General features: G+C 41.2%; 23 protein-coding genes. 15 read left to right on the plus strand and 8 right to left on the minus strand.

What is annotated here, in order from left to right; all coding sequences use genetic code 11:
* Positions 1-203: 203 nt before the first annotated feature.
* The 3 genes from HT714_RS04890 to sdaAB are packed head-to-tail and all read right to left on the minus strand — an operon-like array spanning position 204 to position 2,410.
* A complete protein-coding gene (locus HT714_RS04890) occupies positions 204-836 on the minus strand; it encodes an HAD family hydrolase (RefSeq protein WP_173225006.1) in 633 nt (210 codons plus the stop codon).
* A gap of 21 nt (positions 837-857) precedes the next feature.
* Positions 858-1,730: an L-serine ammonia-lyase, iron-sulfur-dependent, subunit alpha gene (sdaAA, locus tag HT714_RS04895; RefSeq protein WP_000500043.1), complete on the minus strand. Its 873-nt coding sequence runs from the start codon at positions 1,728-1,730 to the stop codon at positions 858-860.
* Positions 1,731-1,738: 8 nt separating this feature from the next.
* Positions 1,739-2,410, minus strand: coding sequence for an L-serine ammonia-lyase, iron-sulfur-dependent subunit beta (gene sdaAB, locus HT714_RS04900; protein ID WP_000838910.1), 672 nt, complete (start codon positions 2,408-2,410; stop codon positions 1,739-1,741).
* Positions 2,411-2,651: 241 nt separating this feature from the next.
* On the opposite strand from sdaAB, the gene HT714_RS04905 reads away from it, so the two are divergent.
* Positions 2,652-3,272 carry a LysM peptidoglycan-binding domain-containing protein gene (locus tag HT714_RS04905; protein ID WP_173251601.1) on the plus strand — a complete coding sequence of 207 codons (621 nt, stop codon included), beginning with the start codon at positions 2,652-2,654 and terminating at the stop codon, positions 3,270-3,272.
* 51 nt (positions 3,273-3,323) lie between these two features.
* On the opposite strand, the gene HT714_RS04910 is transcribed toward HT714_RS04905, so the two are convergent.
* Complete coding sequence (locus tag HT714_RS04910) at positions 3,324-4,187, minus strand: helix-turn-helix transcriptional regulator (protein ID WP_001268183.1); 864 nt, start codon at positions 4,185-4,187, stop codon at positions 3,324-3,326.
* Positions 4,188-4,596: 409 nt separating this feature from the next.
* Here HT714_RS04910 and HT714_RS04915 point away from each other — a divergent pair, with 409 nt between their 5' ends.
* From HT714_RS04915 to mnmG, 10 genes are all read left to right on the plus strand, one after another.
* Positions 4,597-5,154: a hypothetical protein gene (locus HT714_RS04915; RefSeq protein WP_054383455.1), complete on the plus strand. Its 558-nt coding sequence runs from the start codon at positions 4,597-4,599 to the stop codon at positions 5,152-5,154.
* 585 nt (positions 5,155-5,739) lie between these two features.
* Entirely contained in the window at positions 5,740-6,327 is a 588-nt protein-coding gene (locus HT714_RS04920) for a hypothetical protein (RefSeq protein WP_173225015.1), read from the plus strand.
* 149 nt (positions 6,328-6,476) lie between these two features.
* Positions 6,477-8,585 carry a bacteriocin-associated integral membrane family protein gene (locus HT714_RS04925; protein ID WP_173225018.1) on the plus strand — a complete coding sequence of 703 codons (2,109 nt, stop codon included), beginning with the start codon at positions 6,477-6,479 and terminating at the stop codon, positions 8,583-8,585.
* A complete protein-coding gene (locus HT714_RS04930; protein WP_173225021.1) occupies positions 8,582-9,223 on the plus strand; it encodes an ABC transporter ATP-binding protein in 642 nt (213 codons plus the stop codon). Before HT714_RS04925 ends, HT714_RS04930 begins: the two co-directional genes overlap by 4 nt.
* Positions 9,224-9,429: 206 nt before the next feature.
* A complete protein-coding gene (locus HT714_RS04935) occupies positions 9,430-10,236 on the plus strand; it encodes an ABC transporter substrate-binding protein (protein WP_173225024.1) in 807 nt (268 codons plus the stop codon).
* Positions 10,237-10,252: 16 nt separating this feature from the next.
* Entirely contained in the window at positions 10,253-11,449 is a 1,197-nt protein-coding gene (locus HT714_RS04940) for an argininosuccinate synthase (RefSeq protein WP_173225027.1), read from the plus strand.
* Positions 11,450-11,477: 28 nt separating this feature from the next.
* Complete coding sequence (gene argH, locus HT714_RS04945; RefSeq protein WP_173225030.1) at positions 11,478-12,869, plus strand: argininosuccinate lyase; 1,392 nt, start codon at positions 11,478-11,480, stop codon at positions 12,867-12,869.
* A gap of 712 nt (positions 12,870-13,581) precedes the next feature.
* Positions 13,582-14,703, plus strand: a complete 1,122-nt coding sequence (gene mnmA / locus HT714_RS04950) for a tRNA 2-thiouridine(34) synthase MnmA (protein ID WP_173225033.1) — start codon at positions 13,582-13,584, stop codon at positions 14,701-14,703.
* A gap of 140 nt (positions 14,704-14,843) precedes the next feature.
* The gene (locus tag HT714_RS04955; RefSeq protein WP_172930787.1) at positions 14,844-15,299 is read left to right on the plus strand and encodes an NUDIX hydrolase; all 456 of its coding nucleotides are present in this window, start codon (positions 14,844-14,846) and stop codon (positions 15,297-15,299) included.
* Between the two features lie 9 nt (positions 15,300-15,308).
* Positions 15,309-17,222, plus strand: a complete 1,914-nt coding sequence (gene mnmG, locus HT714_RS04960; protein WP_000220956.1) for a tRNA uridine-5-carboxymethylaminomethyl(34) synthesis enzyme MnmG — start codon at positions 15,309-15,311, stop codon at positions 17,220-17,222.
* Positions 17,223-17,363: 141 nt separating this feature from the next.
* Here the strand turns inward: mnmG and HT714_RS04965 are convergent, their stop codons facing one another.
* Together HT714_RS04965 and HT714_RS04970 are read right to left on the minus strand one after the other, a co-directional pair.
* A complete protein-coding gene (locus tag HT714_RS04965) occupies positions 17,364-19,043 on the minus strand; it encodes a ribonuclease J (RefSeq protein ID WP_060805918.1) in 1,680 nt (559 codons plus the stop codon).
* 1 nt (position 19,044) lies between these two features.
* Positions 19,045-19,278, minus strand: coding sequence for a DNA-dependent RNA polymerase subunit epsilon (locus HT714_RS04970; protein ID WP_000639572.1), 234 nt, complete (start codon positions 19,276-19,278; stop codon positions 19,045-19,047).
* A gap of 279 nt (positions 19,279-19,557) precedes the next feature.
* Between HT714_RS04970 and HT714_RS04975 the strand changes: the two genes are divergently transcribed.
* A complete protein-coding gene (locus tag HT714_RS04975; RefSeq protein ID WP_173225036.1) occupies positions 19,558-19,773 on the plus strand; it encodes a hypothetical protein in 216 nt (71 codons plus the stop codon).
* Positions 19,774-20,094: 321 nt separating this feature from the next.
* On the opposite strand, the gene cibB is transcribed toward HT714_RS04975, so the two are convergent.
* Both cibB and cibA read right to left on the minus strand, forming a co-directional pair.
* Positions 20,095-20,247 (minus strand): fratricide two-peptide bacteriocin subunit CibB, encoded by a 153-nt coding sequence (cibB, locus tag HT714_RS04980; protein WP_070528467.1) that lies wholly within the window; start codon positions 20,245-20,247, stop codon positions 20,095-20,097.
* Between the two features lies 1 nt (position 20,248).
* Positions 20,249-20,434, minus strand: a complete 186-nt coding sequence (gene cibA / locus HT714_RS04985) for a fratricide two-peptide bacteriocin subunit CibA (RefSeq protein WP_000180843.1) — start codon at positions 20,432-20,434, stop codon at positions 20,249-20,251.
* A gap of 190 nt (positions 20,435-20,624) precedes the next feature.
* On the opposite strand from cibA, the gene tsaB reads away from it, so the two are divergent.
* The 3 genes from tsaB to tsaD are packed head-to-tail and all read left to right on the plus strand — an operon-like array spanning position 20,625 to position 22,742.
* Positions 20,625-21,308 carry a tRNA (adenosine(37)-N6)-threonylcarbamoyltransferase complex dimerization subunit type 1 TsaB gene (tsaB, locus tag HT714_RS04990; protein ID WP_173225039.1) on the plus strand — a complete coding sequence of 228 codons (684 nt, stop codon included), beginning with the start codon at positions 20,625-20,627 and terminating at the stop codon, positions 21,306-21,308.
* Positions 21,305-21,742 (plus strand): ribosomal protein S18-alanine N-acetyltransferase, encoded by a 438-nt coding sequence (gene rimI, locus HT714_RS04995; protein ID WP_173225043.1) that lies wholly within the window; start codon positions 21,305-21,307, stop codon positions 21,740-21,742. The genes tsaB and rimI overlap by 4 nt, the downstream gene beginning before the upstream one ends.
* Entirely contained in the window at positions 21,732-22,742 is a 1,011-nt protein-coding gene (tsaD, locus tag HT714_RS05000; RefSeq protein ID WP_173225046.1) for a tRNA (adenosine(37)-N6)-threonylcarbamoyltransferase complex transferase subunit TsaD, read from the plus strand. The genes rimI and tsaD overlap by 11 nt, the downstream gene beginning before the upstream one ends.
* Positions 22,743-22,749 lie beyond the last annotated feature (7 nt).

The raw sequence follows: 22,749 nt of genomic DNA on the forward strand, positions 1-22,749 counted from the left end.
CAACCTCAAAAAAGTGTTTTGAGCTGACTTCGTCAGTTCTATCCACAACCTCAAAACAGTGTTTTGAGCTGACTTCGTCAGTTCCATCTACAACATTAAAACAGTGTTTTGAGCAGCCTGCGGCTACTTTCCTAGTTTGCTCTTTGATTTTCATTGGGTATTACTCCATTTTCTTCTGAAATGGAGTTGTTACCCAGTCTATGTTATTGAAAATACTCTAAAACTTCTATGGGTTTGTGGGCGATATAATCAGGCTGATAGTTTAGTAGATCTGCTTGCTCTCCAAATCCCCAAGTGACGGCTAATTTCTGAATGCCTGTTTCTTGAGCTCCAAGCATATCAAACTTGGTATCTCCGATGATGATGGCTTGTTCTGGCGCTAGTTGATGTATCTGCAAGGCTTGGCGAATGACATCGGCCTTATGGGGTGCTTCAGGGCTGGAACCATAAATGCCATCAAAGAAATGATAGATGCCCAAGTTTTTAGTCATATCCTGAGCGGTTGGAGTATTCTTTGTAGTGGTGATGTAGAGTGGATAACTGCTCGATAACTTCTCAAGCAAGTCTACAATCTGAGGAAAGAGTTGAGCTTCATAGATGCCTTTTTCCTTATAGTAAGAACGGTAAATTTGCACAGCCTCAGAAATTTGTTCTTTAGGCAGACAGGTCGCAAAACTACTTTCGAGGGGCGGTCCCATAAAACCACGAATCGTTTTGGCATCAGGGCTAGGCACCCCGAGCTCCTTAAAGGTATGGGTAAAGGCATTGTGAATCCCGATAGAACTGTCAACGAGGGTTCCATCCAGATCGAAAAAAATCGCTGTGATAGAGGTCATGGTTTCTCCTATTTGATAAGCTTATTCTCCGAAAATTTCTTTTTGGAGGCGACGACCAGTAGGTGTGGCAGCGAGTCCACCTTCAGCTGTTTCACGAAAGGCAGTTGGCATGCTTGCTCCTACTTGGTACATGGCATCGATAACCTCATCCACAGGAATTTTAGATTCGATACCTGCCAGGGCCATGTCTGCTGCGATAAAGGCAAAGCTGGCTCCCATGGCATTGCGTTTGACACAAGGAACTTCGACCAAACCGGCAACAGGGTCACAGATGAGGCCTAGCATATTTTTAATGACAAAGGCAATGGCCTGACTGGCCTGATAAGGTGTCCCACCAGCAGCTAGAGTCAAGGCTGCAGCACTCATAGCAGAGGCCGAACCAACCTCGGCCTGACAGCCACCTTCAGCACCCGAGATAGAGGCGTTGTTTGCGATGACTAGTCCAAAGGCACCGGCAGCAAAGAGGAAATCCAGCTGTTGCTCGTGGCTGAGGTCTAATTTTTCAATAGCAGCAGTGAGAACGGAAGGCAGACAGCCAGCACTTCCAGCGGTCGGAGTGGCACAAACCAAGCCCATTTTAGCATTGTGTTCATTGACTGCGATAGCATTTCGGGCAGCTGAGAGTATCGTATAATCTGACAGAGTTTTTCCGTTTTTGATGTAGTGATCCAATTTGGCAGCATCTCCACCTGTCAGACCACTACGAGATTTATTTTCATTGAGGCCAAGTTGGACAGAGGCTTTCATGACTTCCAGATTGCGTTCCATGAGAAGGAGGACTTCTTCACGTTCGCGACCTGTCAATTCAAACTCTGTTGTAATCATGAGTTCTGCAACATTTCCTTGAAAGTCCAGATCTGCTTGCTCGACCAATTCTTTGATAGAATAAAACATGCTTCCTCCTATTTAAAGAAATTGACATTGTGGAGATGAGGGATTTTTCGAATTTCTTCGATGGCATCATCACAGTTGCGACTGTCAACTTCGATAATCATAATGGCTTTTTCACCAGCTTTTTCACGAGTAACGTTCATCTGGGCGATATTGATACCATAGCGAGAAAGGGCCTCTGTTACGAGGGCAATCATTCCTGGAATATCTTGATGAACAATGATGATAGTCGGTGTATTCATATTAAGAGAGACGGCAAAGCCATTGAGTTCGGTTACCTGAATATTTCCTCCACCGATAGAAATACCAGTCACACTGATGGTCTTGTGCGCATTTTTAACGGTAATTTTAGTGGTGTTGGGGTGAGGAGCATTGCTGTCTTTCTGAATTGTCCAGACAATCTTGATACCACGTTTGTGGGCAATCTCCAGACTATTTGGGATTTCAGGATCATCTGTATCCATGCCTAAAATACCTGCAACAAGGGCTAGGTCTGTCCCGTGGCCACGATAGGTCTTGGCAAATGAGTTAAATAGTTGGAATTCGACTTCTGTCGGAGTATCATCAAAAATGGAAGAGACAATCTTCCCAATACGAACAGCACCAGCTGTATGGCTACTAGATGGGCCAATCATAACTGGTCCGATGATATCAAAGACAGATTGAAAACGAAGTGATTTCATCAGTTTCCCCTTATAAAAATTCTTATCTCTATTATATCAAAGAATAAAGGTCTTGACTTTAATTGTGGATGAAAACCTTTCTAATACCTTAAATAGCATAAAAATAGTATCTTTTATGACAAAAAACACCTTATTTAGGGAAATAAAAAATAATTTTGTAATATTTCTACATAAAAGTGTCAAGAAACAGTAATATTTAAAGGGTATGATAGAAGTATAGAAAGAAGGAGAATTTTCAAATATGAAATCAACAACTAAAAAGATTAAAACAACTCTTGCAGGAGTAGCTGCCTTGTTTGCAGTATTTGCTCCATCATTTGTATCTGCTCAAGAATCATCAACTTACACAGTTAAAGAAGGTGATACACTTTCAGAAATCGCTGAAACTCACAACACAACAGTTGAAAAATTGGCAGAAAACAACCACATTGATAACATTCATTTGATTTATGTTGGTCAAGAGTTGGTTATCGATGGTCCTGTAGCGCCAGCAGCACCAGCTTCAACGACTTATGAAGCTCCAGCTGCCCAAGATGAGGCTGTTTCAGCCACCGTGGCAGAAACTACAGAGGTAGAGGAGGAAACTCCAGTAGCAAGCGAAACAGTAGCAGAAGAAATTGTTGCTTCAACTGTAAGCGGATCTGAAGCAGAAGCCAAAGAATGGATCGCTCAGAAAGAATCAGGCGGTAGCTACACAGCTACAAACGGACGTTATATCGGACGTTACCAATTGACAGATTCATACTTGAACGGTGACTACTCAGCTGAAAACCAAGAACGTGTAGCAGATGCCTATGTTGCAGGACGTTACGGTTCATGGACAGCCGCTAAAAACTTCTGGCTTAACAATGGCTGGTATTAAGAACTGACGAACAGAATAATATGAAAAGGTCGAGGAAATCCCTCGACTTTTTTATATTTCCTTCGGTTGAGAATAGATCTCTACTTCTTTTTTGAGATGAGACAGCATAGAAGTTTCCTCGGTCAGCTCCAGAAGTGAGAAACCTTTTTGGATAAGTCTAGCGTCATCCCTACAAATCCCGATACGGACATAGCAGATAGCAAGTCTATCGTAGTGCTTCTTTTTCTTGGCATCCTCTAGTAAAGTATAGCAGATTTGTTGACACATGTTTTTGTCTTGATGGTATAAGTAAATGGTGGACAGATTGAGTAGGATTGCCATTCGTAAGTCATATAAATGTTGGTAGTTTTTATAGACTTCCAAGCGTTGCAAGATTTTTCCAGTAATGAGATGGAGGTGATCAATGGGAAAGCTGAAAAGGATGGTATTGAGGATTTTTAGGTCATTTTCATACCATGTATCTTGTTTTTCAATTTTTTCCCAAAGTTTTTTGACAGTCTGTTTCACTTGGTCTGACAGTTGCTCTGTACCATGTTGACGGATATGAATGACAATTTCCAGCATATCCCTTATTTCTTCTATAGGCAGGTCGTGGTGGGTCTTGAGATAGTCTTGGCATGTTTCAAAAAAATGAACTAGACTATTACTACCAATGATGGAAGTCATATTGAGATAAGTTTGCATGATTTCTGTTCGTTGGCTCGGTTGATAGAGATGGCAGATGTAGTCAAACTCTTCAAAACTCATATTGATTTGCCGGAGAAGAAATTCCATGTTTTCATATTTGGGAGTTGCTTTGCCACTTTCAATCTTTGATAGGCTAGTTCTTGAAAGGACATCTCCGCAGACCTCTTCTTGAGTCAAGCCTTTTGACTCACGTATTTCTTTATAGATATTTCCGAAATCATAACGCATAATTTTCTCCTTTTCGTGAAAAAAGTTAACAAATAATAAAATCCAATTAAAAATATTGTATCATAGTAACAGAAATAGTAAAAAAGAAAACTAAAATAGTGTGTGAAAAAAGTTAACTAATTTTAAAATAGAGTAAAGAAGAGGTATACTATAGATACGAAATACAGATAGGAGGGAAAGAGTATGAATAAAAAAGTTTTTCGTTTTTTAGTTATTCTTGCTTTCTTATTCAGCATTGCTACGGTTTTCCCATGGAACTGGCCGATATAATGCGCTAGTTGTAAAAATGAAAGGAAGGTGAGTCCAATGGATAATTTTTAAATAATTTATAATAGGGGAACTAAAATTATATTTTTAAATTAGTTTTATGGCAATTGAATAGAATAACCGATAGACTGGAGGTAGAAAGATGTTTAATAGATTGAGTAAAAGTTTAAGTTTGTTGATGATTATTACGATGTTGAGCGCAGTGTCAATACCTAGCTTTGTGGCTTATGCGGATGACAATTCATCACCTAGTATTCAATTGACTTCCGAAGAAAGAGAAATAGCATCTGAATTTCGTTATTTATTTGAAATTGCTAGTTACTTGGATGAAAATGGTAATCGAGTGATTGATATGGATGCTTTACAACAGACTTATGGTAAAGAACAAGCTCCTTATATAGCGGAGGGAATTCGAATATTATCGGATCCAAAGGAAACAGATATAGTTCTGCAGAATATGAAGTCTGATTTTTATTCTAGGAGTTGGATGAGTTGTATGCTGGACTCCACTATAGACTTTTTGGGAATAAATTTATTAACAGATATATTCGGTGGAGGTCTGGGAGGGCTATCAGGACTTATTCAAAAGAAAGCGTGGCCAAAGATTGCAAAATTGGTATTAAAATCTACCGTAAAAACTTCTGGTGTGGCAATTGCAGCTACTTTGTCATGGTATAGTTTAAAATGTTTAAACCAATAAAATATACAGTAACGGTTTTCACTATCTTAGCCTATATTATTTGGTTTTGGATGAGGATGAAATTAACTGATTTAATTGGACTTTTTATTGTAACACTGATGATTGAAAATTTTATTTTTTATTTTTTCAATGATAAAAAGAAAAAATAGGAATTTCTCTTGTTTACTAAAGTTAATAATCTAAATTTACCTCATCTCAATTAGCTAAATTTAATGTAGCTGTTGTTGTAGCAGGAGTAGCATTAAATGCTATCTCTTGTTAGGGGACTTAGTTCGCATATAGTAGGAAAAGTATTTTATAGTAGATTGAATTAGGAAGAGACAACGTAATTAAGATATTTGAGTCTGGGACAAAAGTCTAACCTTAAATATAAAAAGCGAACAAAAACAAGTTATATGGCACTCATAATTCTATTTTGTTCGTTTTTTTGTCTAATCTATCGATTTTAAAAACTTATAATAAAGAATTCGTAAAATCAAAATCTTTTTGTCCCAGACTCGTCTTGTTCTAACCTCAATATACTATAATATAAGTCGTCTCTACCCTATGTTGATTAGATTAAGTCGTGAATCAGGAGGTTAAGTGATGAACTACAATGTAAAATATCTCTTATCAGGAATATTTATTATAGTCTTTATAGGTTTTCTAGTCTGGATGCGTTATTTTAATCAGAAGAAGGAAGAAGCGCATTCGGATGTGTCTTTTGAAGCGAGGTTAGATAGTGAGGTCAAGACCTTATATAAACAACTAGGATTGGGTGAGGAACCTAACTATTTCTTAGCTTATCGCTACTTACACCCTTGGTTTAATCTAGCGATTTTACCACCAACAGTTGAAATTTTCTTAACTAAAATAGCGCTGGTGATGGTAACTCCAGATGAACTACTGATAAGAAATATTGGGAATGGGATGACTTTCACAAGTGAGCATCATCGTGATTTGCGACAAGGACTTATCCGCATTCCAAAATCAGAGATAAAAGAATTTGAGATTCGCAACTGGAAAAGAGTTTTTATATTTGGCGATTTTTTGACAATTAAAACAAGCCAACATAGCTATTATTTGCAGGTTAGAGATGATGGACTTCAAAAAGGAAGTCTTTCTACCAAACACTTCTCCGACTTGAAACGACAAGATTTTCTCGGATTATTGACAGATAAACGGACATTTTGATAGACGATTGCTCAAAAAACTAACCTCTAAACATTCAAAAACCACACAGTGTTTTCAGCCTTGAACACAATTAAGCTGAGAGAATCACTGTGTGGCTTTATTGGAAAGTTAGTTTTTCCCAGTTTCGTCTCTTCACGGGAGGTATCTCTATGAAAAAAATCAGTCATCTTTGTATGCTCCTGCTCTTGCTGTGTACTACGTTTTTTGTCTTGAATGTAAATGTTACACGAGAAATAGTGCGGATTCAGGAGATGGGCAAGACAACTTATTCATTTGACTTGTACTTGAAAGATGTCACTAAACCGACAGAAACGATTCTCCAATTTTTTGAAGAGGTTGCAAGCCAAGACAAGGTCTCTATTATCAAAGTAGATAATGGCGATGAGGTCGTCAAGGCTGGTGTTTTTGATAAGGAAACCTTCCCCTATCAGGAGTTCGGTCTGACTTCTCTTGATTTTTCAAAGAATGAGAAGGGAGTCTACAGCAACCAGGATCTTCCCAATAATCTAGGAACCATTCCCACCTTTTTAAAGGTGAAACTCATTCGACTCCAGACCTTCCAATCCTATATTGAGGATAAATCCCATACTGTAAATGGACGCTACATGATTACCTCCAGCAAAGAGATAGATCGCGATACCATTCTACAAAAGTGGAGTGATTTTTTCCAGATAGATAAGACGATTTTATTAGAACCCACTTACCGAAGTCAGGTTGGAGTGCTAAATCAAGAGTTGTTACTATCTATCATTATCTTTATCTTGGCAATCTTGCTTGTGATTTTAATGACAGTTTATCAGCCGATGATGGAGATGAAACGAGTGGGGGTTCAAAAGTTACTTGGTTTTCAAAGCAGGGCGATTTTAGCTGGTTTTGTAAAGACTAATTTTTATCTTCTCTTGGGTGGAAGTCTTGTCATTGACTTGGGACTATTTTTAGTGCTGGACTACAGGCCAAAACTTTTGTTTCCAAGTTTACTCTTATCCCAATTTCTGCTTTTACAGTTGTATTTGTTCATCAGTTGGCTGACCTACCTGATGATTCAGAAAATGACAGTCAGTTCCATGTTGAAAGGTTTTTCATCTGTCAAACTTGGTCTCATCTTCAATTATGTGATGAAAATAGGGACAACTATTTTACTGACGGCCTTACTGATTGGGGTGGGGAGAAGTCTAGAACAGCAAAACAAAGAGCTTGCTTATCAGCAACAGTGGGTAAGTCAAGGTAATTACCTGACCTTAGAAACCTTCAAACTCAATGATAATCTGTGGCAAGAAGAGCTAGCAGGGTCAGGGAAATCTACAGATTATTTCTATCGATTTTATCAGGATTTGGTAGAAAAAACGCAGGCGGGCTATGTGCAGAGTAGCAGTCTTCCTGTAAAAAATTTTGTCCAATCAGAACAGATTCAGCAATATCAGTTAACAGATACGGTGGATGTTTACTATGCCAATCGCAATTTTCTAAAGAGCAAGGGATTCAAGCTACCAGATACCGGTATTAAAAAAGTTATTTTGATGCCAGCAAGTACGAAAGGTGAAGAAGATAAAAATCAGCTCTTGGGGAAGTTAATTGCCTTTCATTCGATGAAGTATGAAGAGCAGCAAAAACGAACGATAGAGGAGATGGATGTCGAGATTGCCTATTATGAAGGAGATTGGTCATTTTTCCCATATAGTGATAAGCGAAAGGAAAATCTCTCCAATCCAATTATTAGCTTGGTCAATGATTCTGATATGATGTGGGATGAGAAAGCCTCCCTGTCAACAACTGGCTTAAATAATCCGATTAAAATTGAAAATACGGTTCAACATCAAAAAGAGATTACAGAGTTAGTTGAGAAATTGTCAGATGGAAATTATTTAAAATTTTCATCTATTCAAGCCATTCAACAAGAGAAAGTGGATTCTTATCGGGATTCTGTTCGTAATTTTAACGTTCTTTTTGCCTTATTTGCTCTTCTCAGTATGATTGTCTCCTACTTTTTACTCGTTACTACTTTCTTGTTGAAGCGCAGGGATATCATTACCAAGAAGTTTATGGGGTGGAAACTGGTCGATCGCTACCGTCCTCTCCTCGTTCTGCTCTTGCTGGGCTATAGTCTCCCTCTTCTAGTATTGATTTTCTTTGCCCATGCGTTCTTGCCACTTCTGCTGTTTGCAGGCTTTACATGTCTGGATATACTATTTGTGTTAGCCTTGGCTTCTAGGATGGAGAAAAGAAGTCTAGTAGAATTATTGAAAGGGGGCATCTTATGATTGAGTTGGAAAATATTACCAAAGTCATTGGGGGAAAAGTGATTTTGGATAACTTGTCTCTCAGGATTGATCAGGGGGATTTGGTAGCCATTGTTGGTAAGAGTGGTAGTGGTAAGTCGACCTTGTTAAATTTATTAGGTTTGATAGATGGTGATTATAGCGGACGGTATGAGATTTTTGGTCAGACAAATCTAGCGGTCAATTCTGCTAAGTCGCAAACAATAATCCGTGAACATATCTCTTATCTGTTTCAAAATTTTGCCCTGATTGATGATGAAACGGTCGAGTACAATCTTATGCTGGCACTGAAATATGTGAAATTGTCCAAGAAAGACAAGCTCAAAAAGGTGGAAGAGATTTTAGAGAGAGTAGGTTTGTCAGCTACTTTGCATCAAAAGGTCTCCGAGTTGTCTGGTGGCGAACAACAACGAATTGCAGTTGCTAGAGCCATCTTAAAACCCAGCCAGCTGATTTTAGCCGATGAACCAACAGGTTCGCTGGACCCTGAAAATAGAGATTTGGTCTTGAAGTTTCTCTTAGAGATGAATCGAGAGGGGAAAACAGTCATTATTGTGACCCACGATGCTTATGTAGCCCAACAATGTCATCGTATCATTGAATTGGGCGAGGGAAAATGAGTTCGTTCAGCTCCTTTTGACTGACTGAATACTCATATTTTCCAAAGAGAAATAGCATAAATACGCCTAGAAATGACATTTTTATGTAGTATTTCTAGGTTTTTTTGTTTTAAACTGAAAAAATTTTCAATTTAGGCTTGACAAACGATGAGGATAGTAGTATTATTTATACAACTAAAAAGAATAAACATAAAGGAGGCTTTGTTATGAATAAGATGAAGAAGGTGTTGATGACGATGTTTGGTTTAGTGATGCTCCCCCTACTATTTGCTTGTAGTAACAATCAATCGGCTGGAATTGAAGCTATCAAGTCTAAAGGAAAATTGGTTGTAGCCCTCAATCCGGATTTTGCTCCATTTGAATACCAAAAAGTGGTTGATGGGAAAAATCAGATTGTGGGTTCAGATATCGAATTAGCTAAGGCTATCGCAACAGAACTAGGTGTCGAATTGGAACTATCTCCTATGAGTTTTGATAATGTATTGGCTAGTGTTCAATCAGGAAAAGCCGACCTTGCCATATCTGGTGTTTCTAAGACAGACGAACGGAGCAAGGTGTTTGACTTTTCAATTCCCTACTATACTGCAAAAAATAAGCTCATTGTCAAAAAATCTGACTTGGCCACTTATCAGTCTGTAAATGACTTGGCGCAGAAAAAGGTCGGAGTGCAGAAAGGTTCGATTCAAGAGACGATGGCGAAAGACCTGCTACAAAATTCTTCCCTCGTATCTCTGCCTAAAAATGGGAATTTAATCACAGATTTAAAATCAGGGCAAGTGGATGCAGTTATCTTTGAAGAACCTGTTGCCAAGGGATTTGTGGAAAATAATCCTGATTTAGCAATTGCTGAAATTGAGTTTAATCAAGAAAAGGATGATTCCTACGCGGTCGCCATGAAAAAAGATAGCAAGGAATTGAAAGAGGCAGTCGATAAAACCATTCAAAAATTGAAGGAGTCTGGGGAATTAGACAAACTCATTGAGGATGCATTTAAAGCATCCATTGAAAAATAGAAAGAAGGAAAAGAACATGAGTAAAGAAAAAGTAATTTTGGCCTATTCTGGCGGTTTAGACACATCAGTTGCTATTACCTGGTTGAAGAAAGACTATGATGTTGTTGCAGTTTGTATGGATGTGGGTGAAGGGAAAGACTTAGATTTCATCCATGATAAGGCTCTTCAGGTTGGGGCAGTCGAATCTTATGTCATTGATGTTAAGGACGAATTTGCTACAGATTATGTGCTAGTGGCTCTTCAGTCACATGCCTACTATGAACAAAAGTATCCCTTGGTATCTGCCTTGAGCCGCCCTCTCATTTCTAAAAAATTGGTTGAAATAGCGCATCAGACAGGAGCGACTACAATTGCTCATGGTTGTACAGGCAAGGGGAATGACCAAGTACGTTTTGAAGTATCGATTGCAGCCTTGGATCCCAATTTAAAAGTGATTGCACCAGTTCGTGAATGGAAATGGTCTCGGGAGGAAGAAATTCATTATGCCAAGGAAAATGGGGTGCCTGTTCCTGCTGACCTTGACAATCCCTACTCTGTCGACCAAAATCTTTGGGGACGTGCCAATGAGTGTGGTATTTTGGAAAATCCATGGAATCAGGCTCCAGAAGAAGCCTTTGGCATCACAACTTCTCCAGAGCAAGCTCCAGATATGCCAGAATACATTGATATTGAGTTTAGTGAAGGTGTCCCTGTTTCCCTCAATGGAGAAGTGTTAAAATTGGCAGATTTGATTCAAAAACTCAATGAAATAGCTGGAAAACATGGGGTCGGACGGATTGATCACGTGGAAAATCGTTTGGTTGGGATTAAATCAAGAGAAATCTATGAGTGTCCAGGCGCAGTGGCCTTGCTGACAGCTCATAAGGAAATTGAGGACTTGACGCTTGTGAGAGAAGTGGCTCATTTTAAACCAATCATAGAAAATGAATTATCAAATCTCATTTATAATGCTTTGTGGTTTAGTCCGGCTACGCAAGCCTTGATTGCTTATATTAAAGAGACCCAAAAAGTTGTCAATGGAACTGCAAAAGTCAAACTGTATAAGGGGAGCGCTCAGGTCGTGGCTCGGAAATCACCAAATTCTCTTTACGATGAAAATTTGGCGACTTATACTAGTGCAGATACCTTTGACCAAGATGCGGCTGTTGGCTTTATTAAGTTGTGGGGACTTCCAACCAAGGTTCATTCTGAGGTTCAAAAAAGCGCCAAATAGGGCGATTGGATAGAGAGGTGGATGTGATATGGCTAAGAATACAAAATTATGGGGTGGTCGCTTTGAAGGTACTGTCGAAGACTGGGTAGAGCGCTTTGGTGCGAGTATATCTTTTGACCAGAAATTAGCTAAATTTGATGTGATTGGTTCCTTAGCCCACGTTCAGATGTTGGGTCAGACGGGCATTTTGAGTTTGGAGGAGTCAGAAAAGATCCAAGCAGGCTTGAAAGAGCTCTTAGAAGAGCTAGAGGAAGGACAACTTGATTTTGATATTGCAAACGAAGATATTCATATGAATATGGAAGTGTTGCTGACAGAAAAAATTGGTTCCCTTGCAGGGAAGTTACACACAGCTCGTTCTCGAAATGACCAAGTTGCGACAGATATGCACTTGTATCTCAAGGAGCAACTAGGCCATGTCCTAGATAAACTGGCCCATCTCAAGGGTGTTTTATTAGATTTGGCGGAAAATCATGTGGAGACGATCATGCCGGGCTATACCCATCTGCAACATGCCCAGCCTATTAGTTTTGCCCACCATCTGATGGCTTACTACAATATGTTTCAGAGAGACAGTGAACGTTTTGAATTTAACCAGAAGCATACAGACCTATGCCCTCTAGGTGCAGCAGCTTTGGCAGGGACGACTTTCCCCATTGATCGCCAATTGTCTAGCGATTTGTTAGAGTTTAAGCAACCTTATACAAATTCTTTGGATGCTGTTAGTGACCGCGATTTTATCTTAGAATTTCTGTCTAATGCCAGCATACTCATGATGCATATGAGCCGTTTTTGCGAAGAAATGATCAATTGGTGTAGTTTTGAGTACCAATTCATTACCTTGTCAGATACGTTTACAACAGGTTCCTCTATTATGCCACAAAAGAAAAATTCAGATATGGCTGAGTTGATTCGAGGAAAGACTGGTAGAGTTTATGGGAATCTGTTTGGACTATTGACAGTCATGAAGTCCTTGCCCTTAGCTTATAATAAGGATCTGCAAGAGGATAAGGAAGGAATGTTTGATACGGTCGAAACGATTTTAAATTCCCTCGATGTATTGGCAGGTATGTTATCTAGCTTGCAGGTAAACAAGGAAAAAATGCAAGAGTCGACAGAGAAGGACTTTTCAAATGCAACTGAGTTGGCAGATTATTTGGCAGGGAAAGGCTTGCCATTTAGAGAGGCTCATGAGGTTGTGGGAAGATTAGTGTTAGACTCTATCAAGTCTGCTAAAAATATTCAAGACTGGACTTTGGAGGAATTGCAAACCTATCATTCCCTCATTGCTGAGGATATTTATGTCTACTTGCAACCTAAAACTGCGGTTCAAAGACGAAATTCCTTGGGAGGTACAGGATTTGACCAAGTCAAATACCAGATAGAACAAGCTAAGAAAGCGAATGAAGCTAGAAAGTGATAGATTGATAGGTTCAGAATAAGAGGTGGTAACTTCTAAAACTAACTTCCAGTTTCCCCCAACCTAGCTTTTAGTATGAGAAAAACGCGTGAAATTAGTGGAAATCCGTATTAGACTAACTTCCGCTGGTTTTCTTTTTCTTGATATATAAGGGTTCAAAAGCGAAAAGACACAGAAAAAAGTGCACGACAAATAGCCCTAAAACAGAGTCGTCTTAGAGTAACTTCCAGTTGCTAGCGTTTAGTTTGAGACTTTTCGCACGAAAAGTCTCAGGCTTAATTCTAGCATAATTCGTCGTCTGAGACTAACTTCCAGTTTTGGGAGAGAGCTGGAAGTTACTTTGAGAAGTTACGCAGAACAAGAGGTTGGTCGATTGACAACCTCTTTCTTGTCTTCTCTAACCAAGCATGTTATAATGAATACTGCTCAAGCGACCTTCAATCGTTAAGCACACACGACCTTCAATCGTGAACTAGTCATTTCGTTTATCTTTTATTACGTCGTTAACTCGAAATGAGATGCAAGCTTAGCTTGTCTGATTTATAACCTCAATCAGTCTCCCAGACTGATTGAGCGAACTCAAGTTATGCCTGCGACTCGTTGCCTAGTCCTAAAAGCAAACGAAAAGACTATACTCGAAGAAATTCTATTGAAAGTCATAGTAAATAGAATTTTGAGGGGTATAAATAAACGAATAGATGGGAGACTTACCATGAGTGATAACTCTAAAACACGTGTTGTTGTGGGGATGAGTGGTGGTGTTGATTCGTCGGTGACGGCTCTTCTTCTCAAGGAGCAGGGCTACGATGTGATCGGTATCTTCATGAAGAACTGGGATGACACAGATGAAAACGGCGTCTGTACGGCGACCGAAGATTACAAGGATGTGGCTGCGGTGGCAGACCAGATTGGCATTCCCTACTACTCTGTCAATTTTGAAAAAGAGTACTGGGACCGCGTTTTTGAGTATTTCCTAGCGGAATACCGTGCAGGGCGCACGCCAAATCCAGACGTTATGTGTAACAAGGAAATCAAGTTCAAGGCCTTTTTGGACTATGCCATGACCTTGGGGGCAGATTATGTTGCGACTGGGCATTATGCTCGAGTAGCGCGTGATGAGGATGGCACTGTTCACATGCTTCGTGGCGTGGACAATGGCAAGGACCAGACCTATTTTCTCAGCCAACTTTCGCAAGAGCAACTTCAAAAAACCATGTTTCCATTGGGACATTTGGAAAAGCCTGAAGTTCGCAGATTAGCAGAAGAAGCAGGCCTTGCGACTGCTAAGAAGAAAGACTCGACAGGAATTTGCTTTATCGGAGAAAAGAACTTTAAAAACTTTCTCAGTAACTACTTGCCAGCTCAGCCTGGTCGCATGATGACTGTGGATGGTCACGATATGGGCGAGCATGCAGGTCTTATGTACTATACGATTGGTCAGCGTGGAGGTCTCGGTATCGGTGGCCAACATGGTGGTGACAATGCCCCTTGGTTCGTTGTCGGAAAAGACCTGAGCAAGAATATCCTCTATGTAGGCCAAGGTTTCTACCATGATTCGCTCATGTCAACCAGCCTAGAAGCCAGTCAAGTCCACTTTACTCGTGAGATGCCAGAGGAATTTACGCTAGAATGCACAGCAAAATTCCGCTACCGTCAGCCTGATTCTAAGGTGACCGTCCATGTCAAAGGAGATAAGGCAGAGGTTATCTTTGCAGAACCGCAACGCGCGATTACACCAGGTCAGGCAGTTGTCTTTTACGATGGCGAAGAATGTCTAGGTGGTGGTTTGATTGACAATGCTTACCGAGATGGACAAGTTTGTCAGTACATTTAGATTGACAAATTTTCTCAATTTGCTACAATAATAAAAGCAATAGAAATGATGGTCAAAGCTCATGGATGTTGCAGGCTTTTTTGTCCTGCACCTCTTTGGAGTTTTGACTGTTTTTGTGTCGTTTAAGGGAAAGGATAGAAATGACTCAACAAGACTTTCGGACAAAAGTAGGCAATACGGTTTTTGGTGTTCGGGCGACAGCTTTGATTGTCCAAAATCGTAAGCTTCTAGTCACCAAAGATAAGGGCAAGTATTACACAATTGGTGGTGCTATCCAAGTCAATGAAAGAACGGAAGACGCGGTAGTCCGCGAAGTGAGGGAAGAACTGAGTGTTAAAGCTCAAGCTGGGCAGCTAGCTTTTGTGGTTGAAAATCATTTTGAACAGGACGGTGTTTCCTATTACAATATCGAGTTTCATTATCTGGTGGACTTGCTTGAAGATGCTCCATTGACCATGCAGGAAGACGAAAAAACGCAGCCTTGTGAGTGGATTGACATAGACAAGATTAAGGGTATCAATCTAGTTCCAGCCTTTCTAAAAACAGCCCTGCCAGATTGGGACGGCCAACTAAGACACATTCATCTTGAGAAATAGGAGAGAAATATGACATATCATTTTACTGAAGAATACGATATTATTGTAATTGGTGCGGGACACGCTGGGGTTGAGGCTTCCTTGGCTGCTAGCCGTATGGGATGCAAGGTCTTGCTTGCGACCATTAACATTGAAATGCTGGCTTTCATGCCTTGTAATCCCTCTATCGGTGGTTCTGCCAAGGGAATTGTCGTGCGTGAAGTTGATGCCCTCGGTGGCGAGATGGCCAAGACCATTGACAAGACTTACATCCAGATGAAGATGCTCAACACTGGGAAAGGTCCTGCCGTTCGTGCCCTTCGTGCGCAGGCTGACAAGGAGCTTTACTCTAAGGAGATGCGCAAGACAGTTGAAAATCAAGAAAATCTGACCCTTCGTCAGACCATGATTGATGAGATTTTGGTGGAAGATGGCAAGGTTGTCGGTGTTCGTACAGCGACTCATCAAGAGTATGCTGCCAAGGCTGTTATCGTGACGACAGGAACAGCCCTCCGTGGGGAAATTATCATCGGAGACCTCAAGTACTCATCAGGTCCTAACCACAGCTTGGCTTCTATTAACCTTGCTGACAATCTCAAGGAATTGGGCCTCGAAATTGGTCGTTTCAAGACAGGAACTCCTCCACGTGTCAAGGCTTCTTCTATCAATTACGATGTGACAGAAATTCAGCCAGGAGACGAAGCTCCTAATCACTTCTCTTACACTTCACGTGATGAGGATTATGTCAAGGATCAGGTGCCATGCTGGTTGACCTATACCAATGGTACCAGTCATGAAATTATCCAAAATAACCTCCACCGTGCGCCTATGTTTACAGGTGTGGTCAAGGGAGTGGGACCTCGTTACTGCCCGTCGATTGAGGATAAGATTGTGCGCTTTGCGGACAAGGAACGTCACCAACTCTTCCTTGAACCAGAAGGGCGCAATACTGAGGAAGTCTATGTTCAAGGACTTTCAACCAGTCTGCCTGAGGATGTCCAGCGTGACTTGGTTCATTCCATCAAAGGTTTGGAAAATGCAGAGATGATGCGAACAGGTTATGCCATCGAGTACGATATGGTCTTGCCTCATCAATTGCGTGCAACTCTGGAAACCAAGAAAATCTCAGGTCTTTTCACTGCTGGTCAGACAAATGGAACGTCAGGTTACGAAGAAGCTGCTGGGCAAGGGATTATCGCAGGTATTAATGCGGCTCTGAAAATCCAAGGCAAGCCTGAGTTGATTTTGAAGCGCAGTGACGGTTATATCGGGGTCATGATTGATGACTTGGTGACCAAGGGAACGATTGAGCCTTATCGCCTTTTGACCAGTCGTGCTGAATACCGCCTCATCCTCCGTCATGACAATGCTGATATGCGTTTGACTGAGATGGGACGTGAGATTGGTCTTGTGGATGATGAACGCTGGGCTCGTTTTGAAATCAAGAAAAATCAATTTGAAAATGAGATGAAACGCCTAGACAGTATCAAACTCAAGCCAGTCAAGGAAACCAATGCCAAGGTTGAGGAGATGGGCTTTAAACCGTTGACCGATGCAGTGACAGCCAAGGAATTCCTTCGCCGTCCAGAAGTTTCTTACCAAGATGTGGTAGCTTTTATAGGACCAGCTGCAGAGGACTTGGATGATAAGATTATCGAATTGATTGAAACAGAAATCAAATACGAAGGCTATATTTCCAAAGCCATGGATCAGGTTGCTAAGATGAAACGCATGGAAGAAAAACGCATTCCAGCCAATATCGATTGGGATGACATTGATTCTATTGCAACCGAAGCTCGTCAGAAGTTCAAACTCATCAATCCAGAAACCATCGGCCAAGCCAGCCGTATTTCGGGAGTAAACCCAGCAGATATTTCTATTTTGATGGTGTATTTGGAAGGTAAAAATCGTAGTATTTCAAAAACTCTTCAAAAATCAAAATGATACGTCGTCGGCTTCGGCTCACCTAACTCAAGTTATGATTTCACCTAGCCTTCTAGTCTGATTTCGATTTTTATTGAGTTTCAATCTCAAAAGAAAGCATAGAGAAAAACAGCTCCGAAAAATCGGGGCTGTTTTGTTGACTTATTCTTCATCTGGTGTGAGGATCATCGGGATGATAATCGGTTCACGTTCTGTATTTTCATAGAGGAAGGGGCGAATAGCGTTGACAATGGCACCATTGACAGATTGCACGCTAGCGTCCTTGTTTTTCAGTGCGATACGAATTGCATTGAAGAGGATGCGTTGGCTTTGGCGAATCAAGTCTCCAGACTCTCTCATATAGACAAAGCCTCGACTGAGGATGTCTGGACCAGATAGAATCATCTGCGACTTGAAGTCAACAGTTGCGACTGCCAGAACGACACCGTCTTCAGATAGATCACGACGATCTTTGAGGACAGCAGCACCGATTTCACCGATACGATTTCCATCGACATAGATGTCTTGGGCGTTGAAATGACCTGCGATACGAGCTGAGTCAGCAGTAAGGGCAAGCACATCACCATTGCTCATGATAAAGATATTGTCCTTCTCAACACCAGTATCCACTGCTAGTCCAGCGTGGACTTTTTGCATGCGGTATTCACCGTGGACAGGCATGAAGTATTTTGGCTTAATCAAGCGGAGCATAAGTTTTTGCTCTTGCTGGCCACCGTGTCCAGATGTATGGATATTGTTAACCTTACCGTGGATAACTTCGACACCAGCTTCTGAAATGATGTTAATCAGCTTGTTGACGCTAGTCGTATTTCCAGGGATTGGACTTGAAGAGAAGATAACGGTATCGCCGGGTTGGAGTTGCACCTGACGGTGGGTTCCGTTGGCGATACGAGAGAGGGCCGCCATAGGCTCACCCTGACTACCTGTACAGAGGATCAGAATTTCTCCTGCAGGGTAGTCTTTGATTTCATTTGGCTCGATAAAGGTTCCCTTAGGAGCTTTTATGTAACCAAGCTCAATTCCGTTGACAATGGCCTTTTCCATCGAACGACCAAAGACTGCAATCTTACGTCCAGTCTTAACAGCGGCTTCTGTTGCTTGCTGGAGACGGAAGATATTTGAGGCAAAGGATGCAAAGATGATACGTCCCTCTATGCCTTGGATAATCTTCATGATGGACTGGCCAACGACTTTTTCAGAGTTGGTAAAGGTTGGCACTTCCGCATTTGTTGAGTCAGACAGGAGACAGAGCACGCCTTCTTCACCAAGCGCAGCCATACGGTGCAAATCTGCTGGTTCACCAACTGGTGTTAAGTCAAACTTGAAGTCACCCGTACAGACAATTTTCCCTTGAGGAGTATGAATGACAATCCCCAAAGGTTCTGGAATAGAGTGTGTAGTTCTAAAGAAAGTTGCCTTGAGATTTTTAAAGGTCAACTCAGTGTTGTGGTTGATTTCGTAAAGTTTGGCGTTGCGCAAGAGGCCGTGTTCTTCGAGTTTCCCACGGATCAAAGCCAAGGCAAGCGGTCCAGCATAGATAGGGACATTTGCTTGCTTGAGCAGGAATGGAATCCCACCGATGTGGTCCTCGTGTCCGTGGGTAATCAAAACAGCCTTGACGCGGTCGATGTTGTCTACGATGTAAGAGTAATCAGGAATAACGTAGTCGATACCCAGCAAGTCATCTTCTGGGAATTTAATCCCAGCATCGACGATGATAATCTCATCTTGGTATTCAATCCCGTAAGTGTTTTTCCCGATTTCTCCCAGACCACCGATGGCAAAAACGCCGACTTCTTCAGGTTTAAGAGTGTAGGCCATATTAGAACTCCGTAATTTCGAAGGCGCCAGTTTCTTTTTCGTAATCTAGCAATTTGTCAGACAAGAGTTCGATATACTCGATATTGTACTCTGGGCGATTTTCTTCGACAAGTTGGCGAGCAGCGATGCGACCCTCAAGTTCTGAGCTGGCATCGATGTCTAGGTAAAGTGCGCGTGTTGTTTCACGGCGTGGGCTACGTTCTTTTGTTTCTTGATAAAAAACTTTGTAAATCATATAGTTCCTTTCTATTTACAGGTCAGCTTATTCCAAACTTTTAGCATAGATTTGCTTGATTTCATTCCATTTTGTGTCTAGATTGACCTTGATTCGTTACAATTATTTCAATTATACCACAAAATGAAAAATTAGTAAAAGACGGAAACGAGAAAGTCATGGGACGATTTGCTGGGTAAGCGCTTGCAAAAATAAAGAAAATGTGTTATGTTGATAATGGAAGTGAAACTTATCGCTTGTCATAATTCCATATAGATTTTAAGTCAAGGAGGTTGCCCTATGTATAACTTATTTGCTTTTGCTATTGGAGCTCGCTTGGTAGCTTTTATTGTTTTTGTTGCTTGCGTTTATGGAGGGAATCTTCTATTTGCCAAACTAGAACGACGACAAAGCAAGTTCTTGTGGAAAATTACCTTTGTGACTCTCTACTCGCTTTTTCTCCTCCTCGTAACCTATGTCGTTTGGTTTGTATTTTACTTTGGATTAAATGCTTAGATGCCCTGCTCATGCTAGGGCCTTTTTGTTTTGGGATAAAGATAGTAAATTCATGATACAAAAATTCCACCTCTTCTATCGAGATGAGGTGGTCTTTGCATTTTTCTAAAATGACATGACAATGGAATTTTCAGTGCTTATTAGTTTTATATTAATGATTCTTCTGCTCAAAAATAGAGTTGAAGACTAAAAACAAAACAATACAAACAGATAAATCGAATGGTAAAAGGATAGTAGTAATGTTCAAATCATTGAGAATGCTGAGCAAACTGTAAGAGATGAAGACAATAAAATTTATCCTTCTAAAAATGTGTCTTTTATCTAGCATGACTTACCAAACTTTTTACGGAGATCTTTCCCAATGGTATAAGCTGCCATAAATAAAGCGATACCAACACCTGCACCAAAACCACCCTTGATTTCTTGCAATTCCTTATTAGAAATTTCACGATAGTTGTTCAAATCTTTCATCATATTAATCTCCTCCTAAAAAATAACCAGCTGCCAAACCAGAACCTACAAGTGCTGTTCCACCTGCAATAGCTTTCCAAGATACTGCTACTCCAAAGATAACCAAGGGAGCGAGACCACCATCAATATCTGATAATTCATTTTCAGATAGGGATAAAAATTGATTGTCAAGAACGTCAAAATTTGTCATTGAACTTTCCTCCTTTTTTCTTGTTCACTTTTATATTCGGAAAAGAAAAGGAAAAGTGAAAATTTTTTAAATTTTATTTGCGAATTGTTTTTGGGCTAAATATAGGCATTTTTGTTTGGGGGCAAAGAAAATTCCCATGTGCTAGCTTTTGTAGTATAATAGTAAGCAGACAAAAAGATAGGAATGTGTTATGAAAGTATTAGCTTTTGATACGTCCAGCAAGGCTCTTTCTCTCGCTATTTTAGAGGACAAGCAGGTTCTTGCCGAGACGACGATTAATATTAAGAAAAATCACAGTATTACCCTCATGCCTGCCATCGATTTTTTGATGGCAAGTTTGGACTGGACACCCAAGGACTTGGATCGAATCGTGGTGGCAGAGGGGCCAGGTAGCTACACAGGCTTGCGAATTGCGGTCGCAACGGCTAAGACTTTGGCTCATACCCTGAACATTGAGTTAGTTGGTATGTCTAGCCTCTTGGCTCTGGTGCCCTACCAACAAGAAGGCTTGTTCGTTCCTTTGATGGATGCGCGTCGTAACAATGTTTATGCAGGATTTTATGAAAATGCCAAACCTGTCATGCCAGAAGCGCACCTGCCTTTTGAGCGAGTGATTGAGCTAATCAAGGGGGCTAGTCAGGTAACCTTTGTCGGAGAAGTTGGAACCTTTGTGGAGCAGATTCAAGAACACTTGCCAAGGACTAATTTCAAAGAAACCTTGCCAAATGCAGCTAATCTAGCTCTCTGGTCCTGGGACAAGGAAGCAGACTCCTTGCATGATTTTGTGCCTAACTACCTCAAGCGTGTCGAGGCTGAGGAAAACTGGCTCAAGAACCATACCGAGTCTGGCGAGTCTTACATTAAACGCCTATGATAGAAATCAAACGAATCCAACAGCGACCTGACTTGGCTCAAGCCATCTACGCTGTTATGATAGCTGTTTACCCAGTCAGTCCTTGGACGCTGGAACAAATTCAAGCAGACCTGTCCCAAGATCAGACTTGGTATGCTCTGGCTTATGATGGGGCCGAAGTGATTGGATTTCTAGCTGTGCAGGAAAATATCTTTGAGGCAGAAGTCTTGCAAATCGCTGTTAAAGGAGACTATCAGGGTCAGGGAATTGCGTCAGCCTTGTTTTCTCAATTGCCGACAGACAAGGAGATTTTTCTCGAAGTCAGAAAGTCAAATCAACGAGCGCAAGCATTTTACAAGAAAGAAAAGATGGCAGTCATCGCTGAGCGAAAGGCCTACTACCATGACCCGGTCGAGGACGCCATCATCATGAAGAGAGAAATAGATGAAGGATAGATATATTTTAGCATTTGAGACATCCTGTGATGAGACCAGTGTTGCCGTACTGAAAAACGACGATGAACTCTTGTCCAATGTCATTGCCAGTCAAATTGAGAGCCACAAACGTTTTGGGGGCGTAGTGCCTGAAGTAGCCAGTCGTCACCATGTCGAGGTCATTACAGCCTGTATCGAGGAGGCTCTGGTAGAAGCAGGAATTACGGAAGAGGACGTGACAGCTGTGGCTGTTACCTATGGACCAGGCTTGGTCGGAGCCTTGCTAGTTGGCTTGTCAGCTGCTAAGGCCTTTGCTTGGGCACATGGACTTCCACTTATCCCTGTTAACCACATGGCTGGTCACCTCATGGCAGCTCAGAGCGTGGAGCCTTTGGAGTTCCCCTTGTTAGCACTTTTAGTAAGTGGTGGGCACACAGAGTTGGTCTATGTTTCCGAGGCTGGTGATTACAAGATTGTTGGGGAAACCCGTGATGATGCGGTTGGCGAGGCCTATGATAAGGTCGGCCGTGTCATGGGCTTGACCTATCCTGCTGGTCGTGAGATTGACGAGCTAGCTCATCAGGGACAGGATATTTATGATTTCCCTCGTGCCATGATTAAGGAAGATAATCTGGAGTTTTCATTCTCAGGTTTGAAATCGGCCTTTATCAATCTTCACCATAATGCAGAGCAAAAGGGAGAAAGCTTGTCTACAGAGGATTTGTGTGCTTCCTTCCAAGCAGCTGTCTTGGATATTCTTATGGCTAAAACCAAGAAAGCTTTGGGAAAATACCCTGTTAAAACTCTAGTTGTGGCAGGTGGCGTGGCAGCCAATAATGGCCTCAGAGAACGCCTAGCAGCTGAAATCACAGATGTCAAGGTTATCATCCCTCCACTGCGCCTCTGCGGAGACAATGCAGGTATGATTGCCTACGCCAGCGTCAGCGAGTGGAACAAAGAAAACTTTGCAAGCTTGGATCTCAATGCAAAACCAAGTCTCGCTTTTGATACCATAGAATAAGGAGTCA

It is taken from the genome of Streptococcus sp. 3705, assembly GCF_013277145.1.
Lineage (GTDB): Bacteria > Bacillota > Bacilli > Lactobacillales > Streptococcaceae > Streptococcus.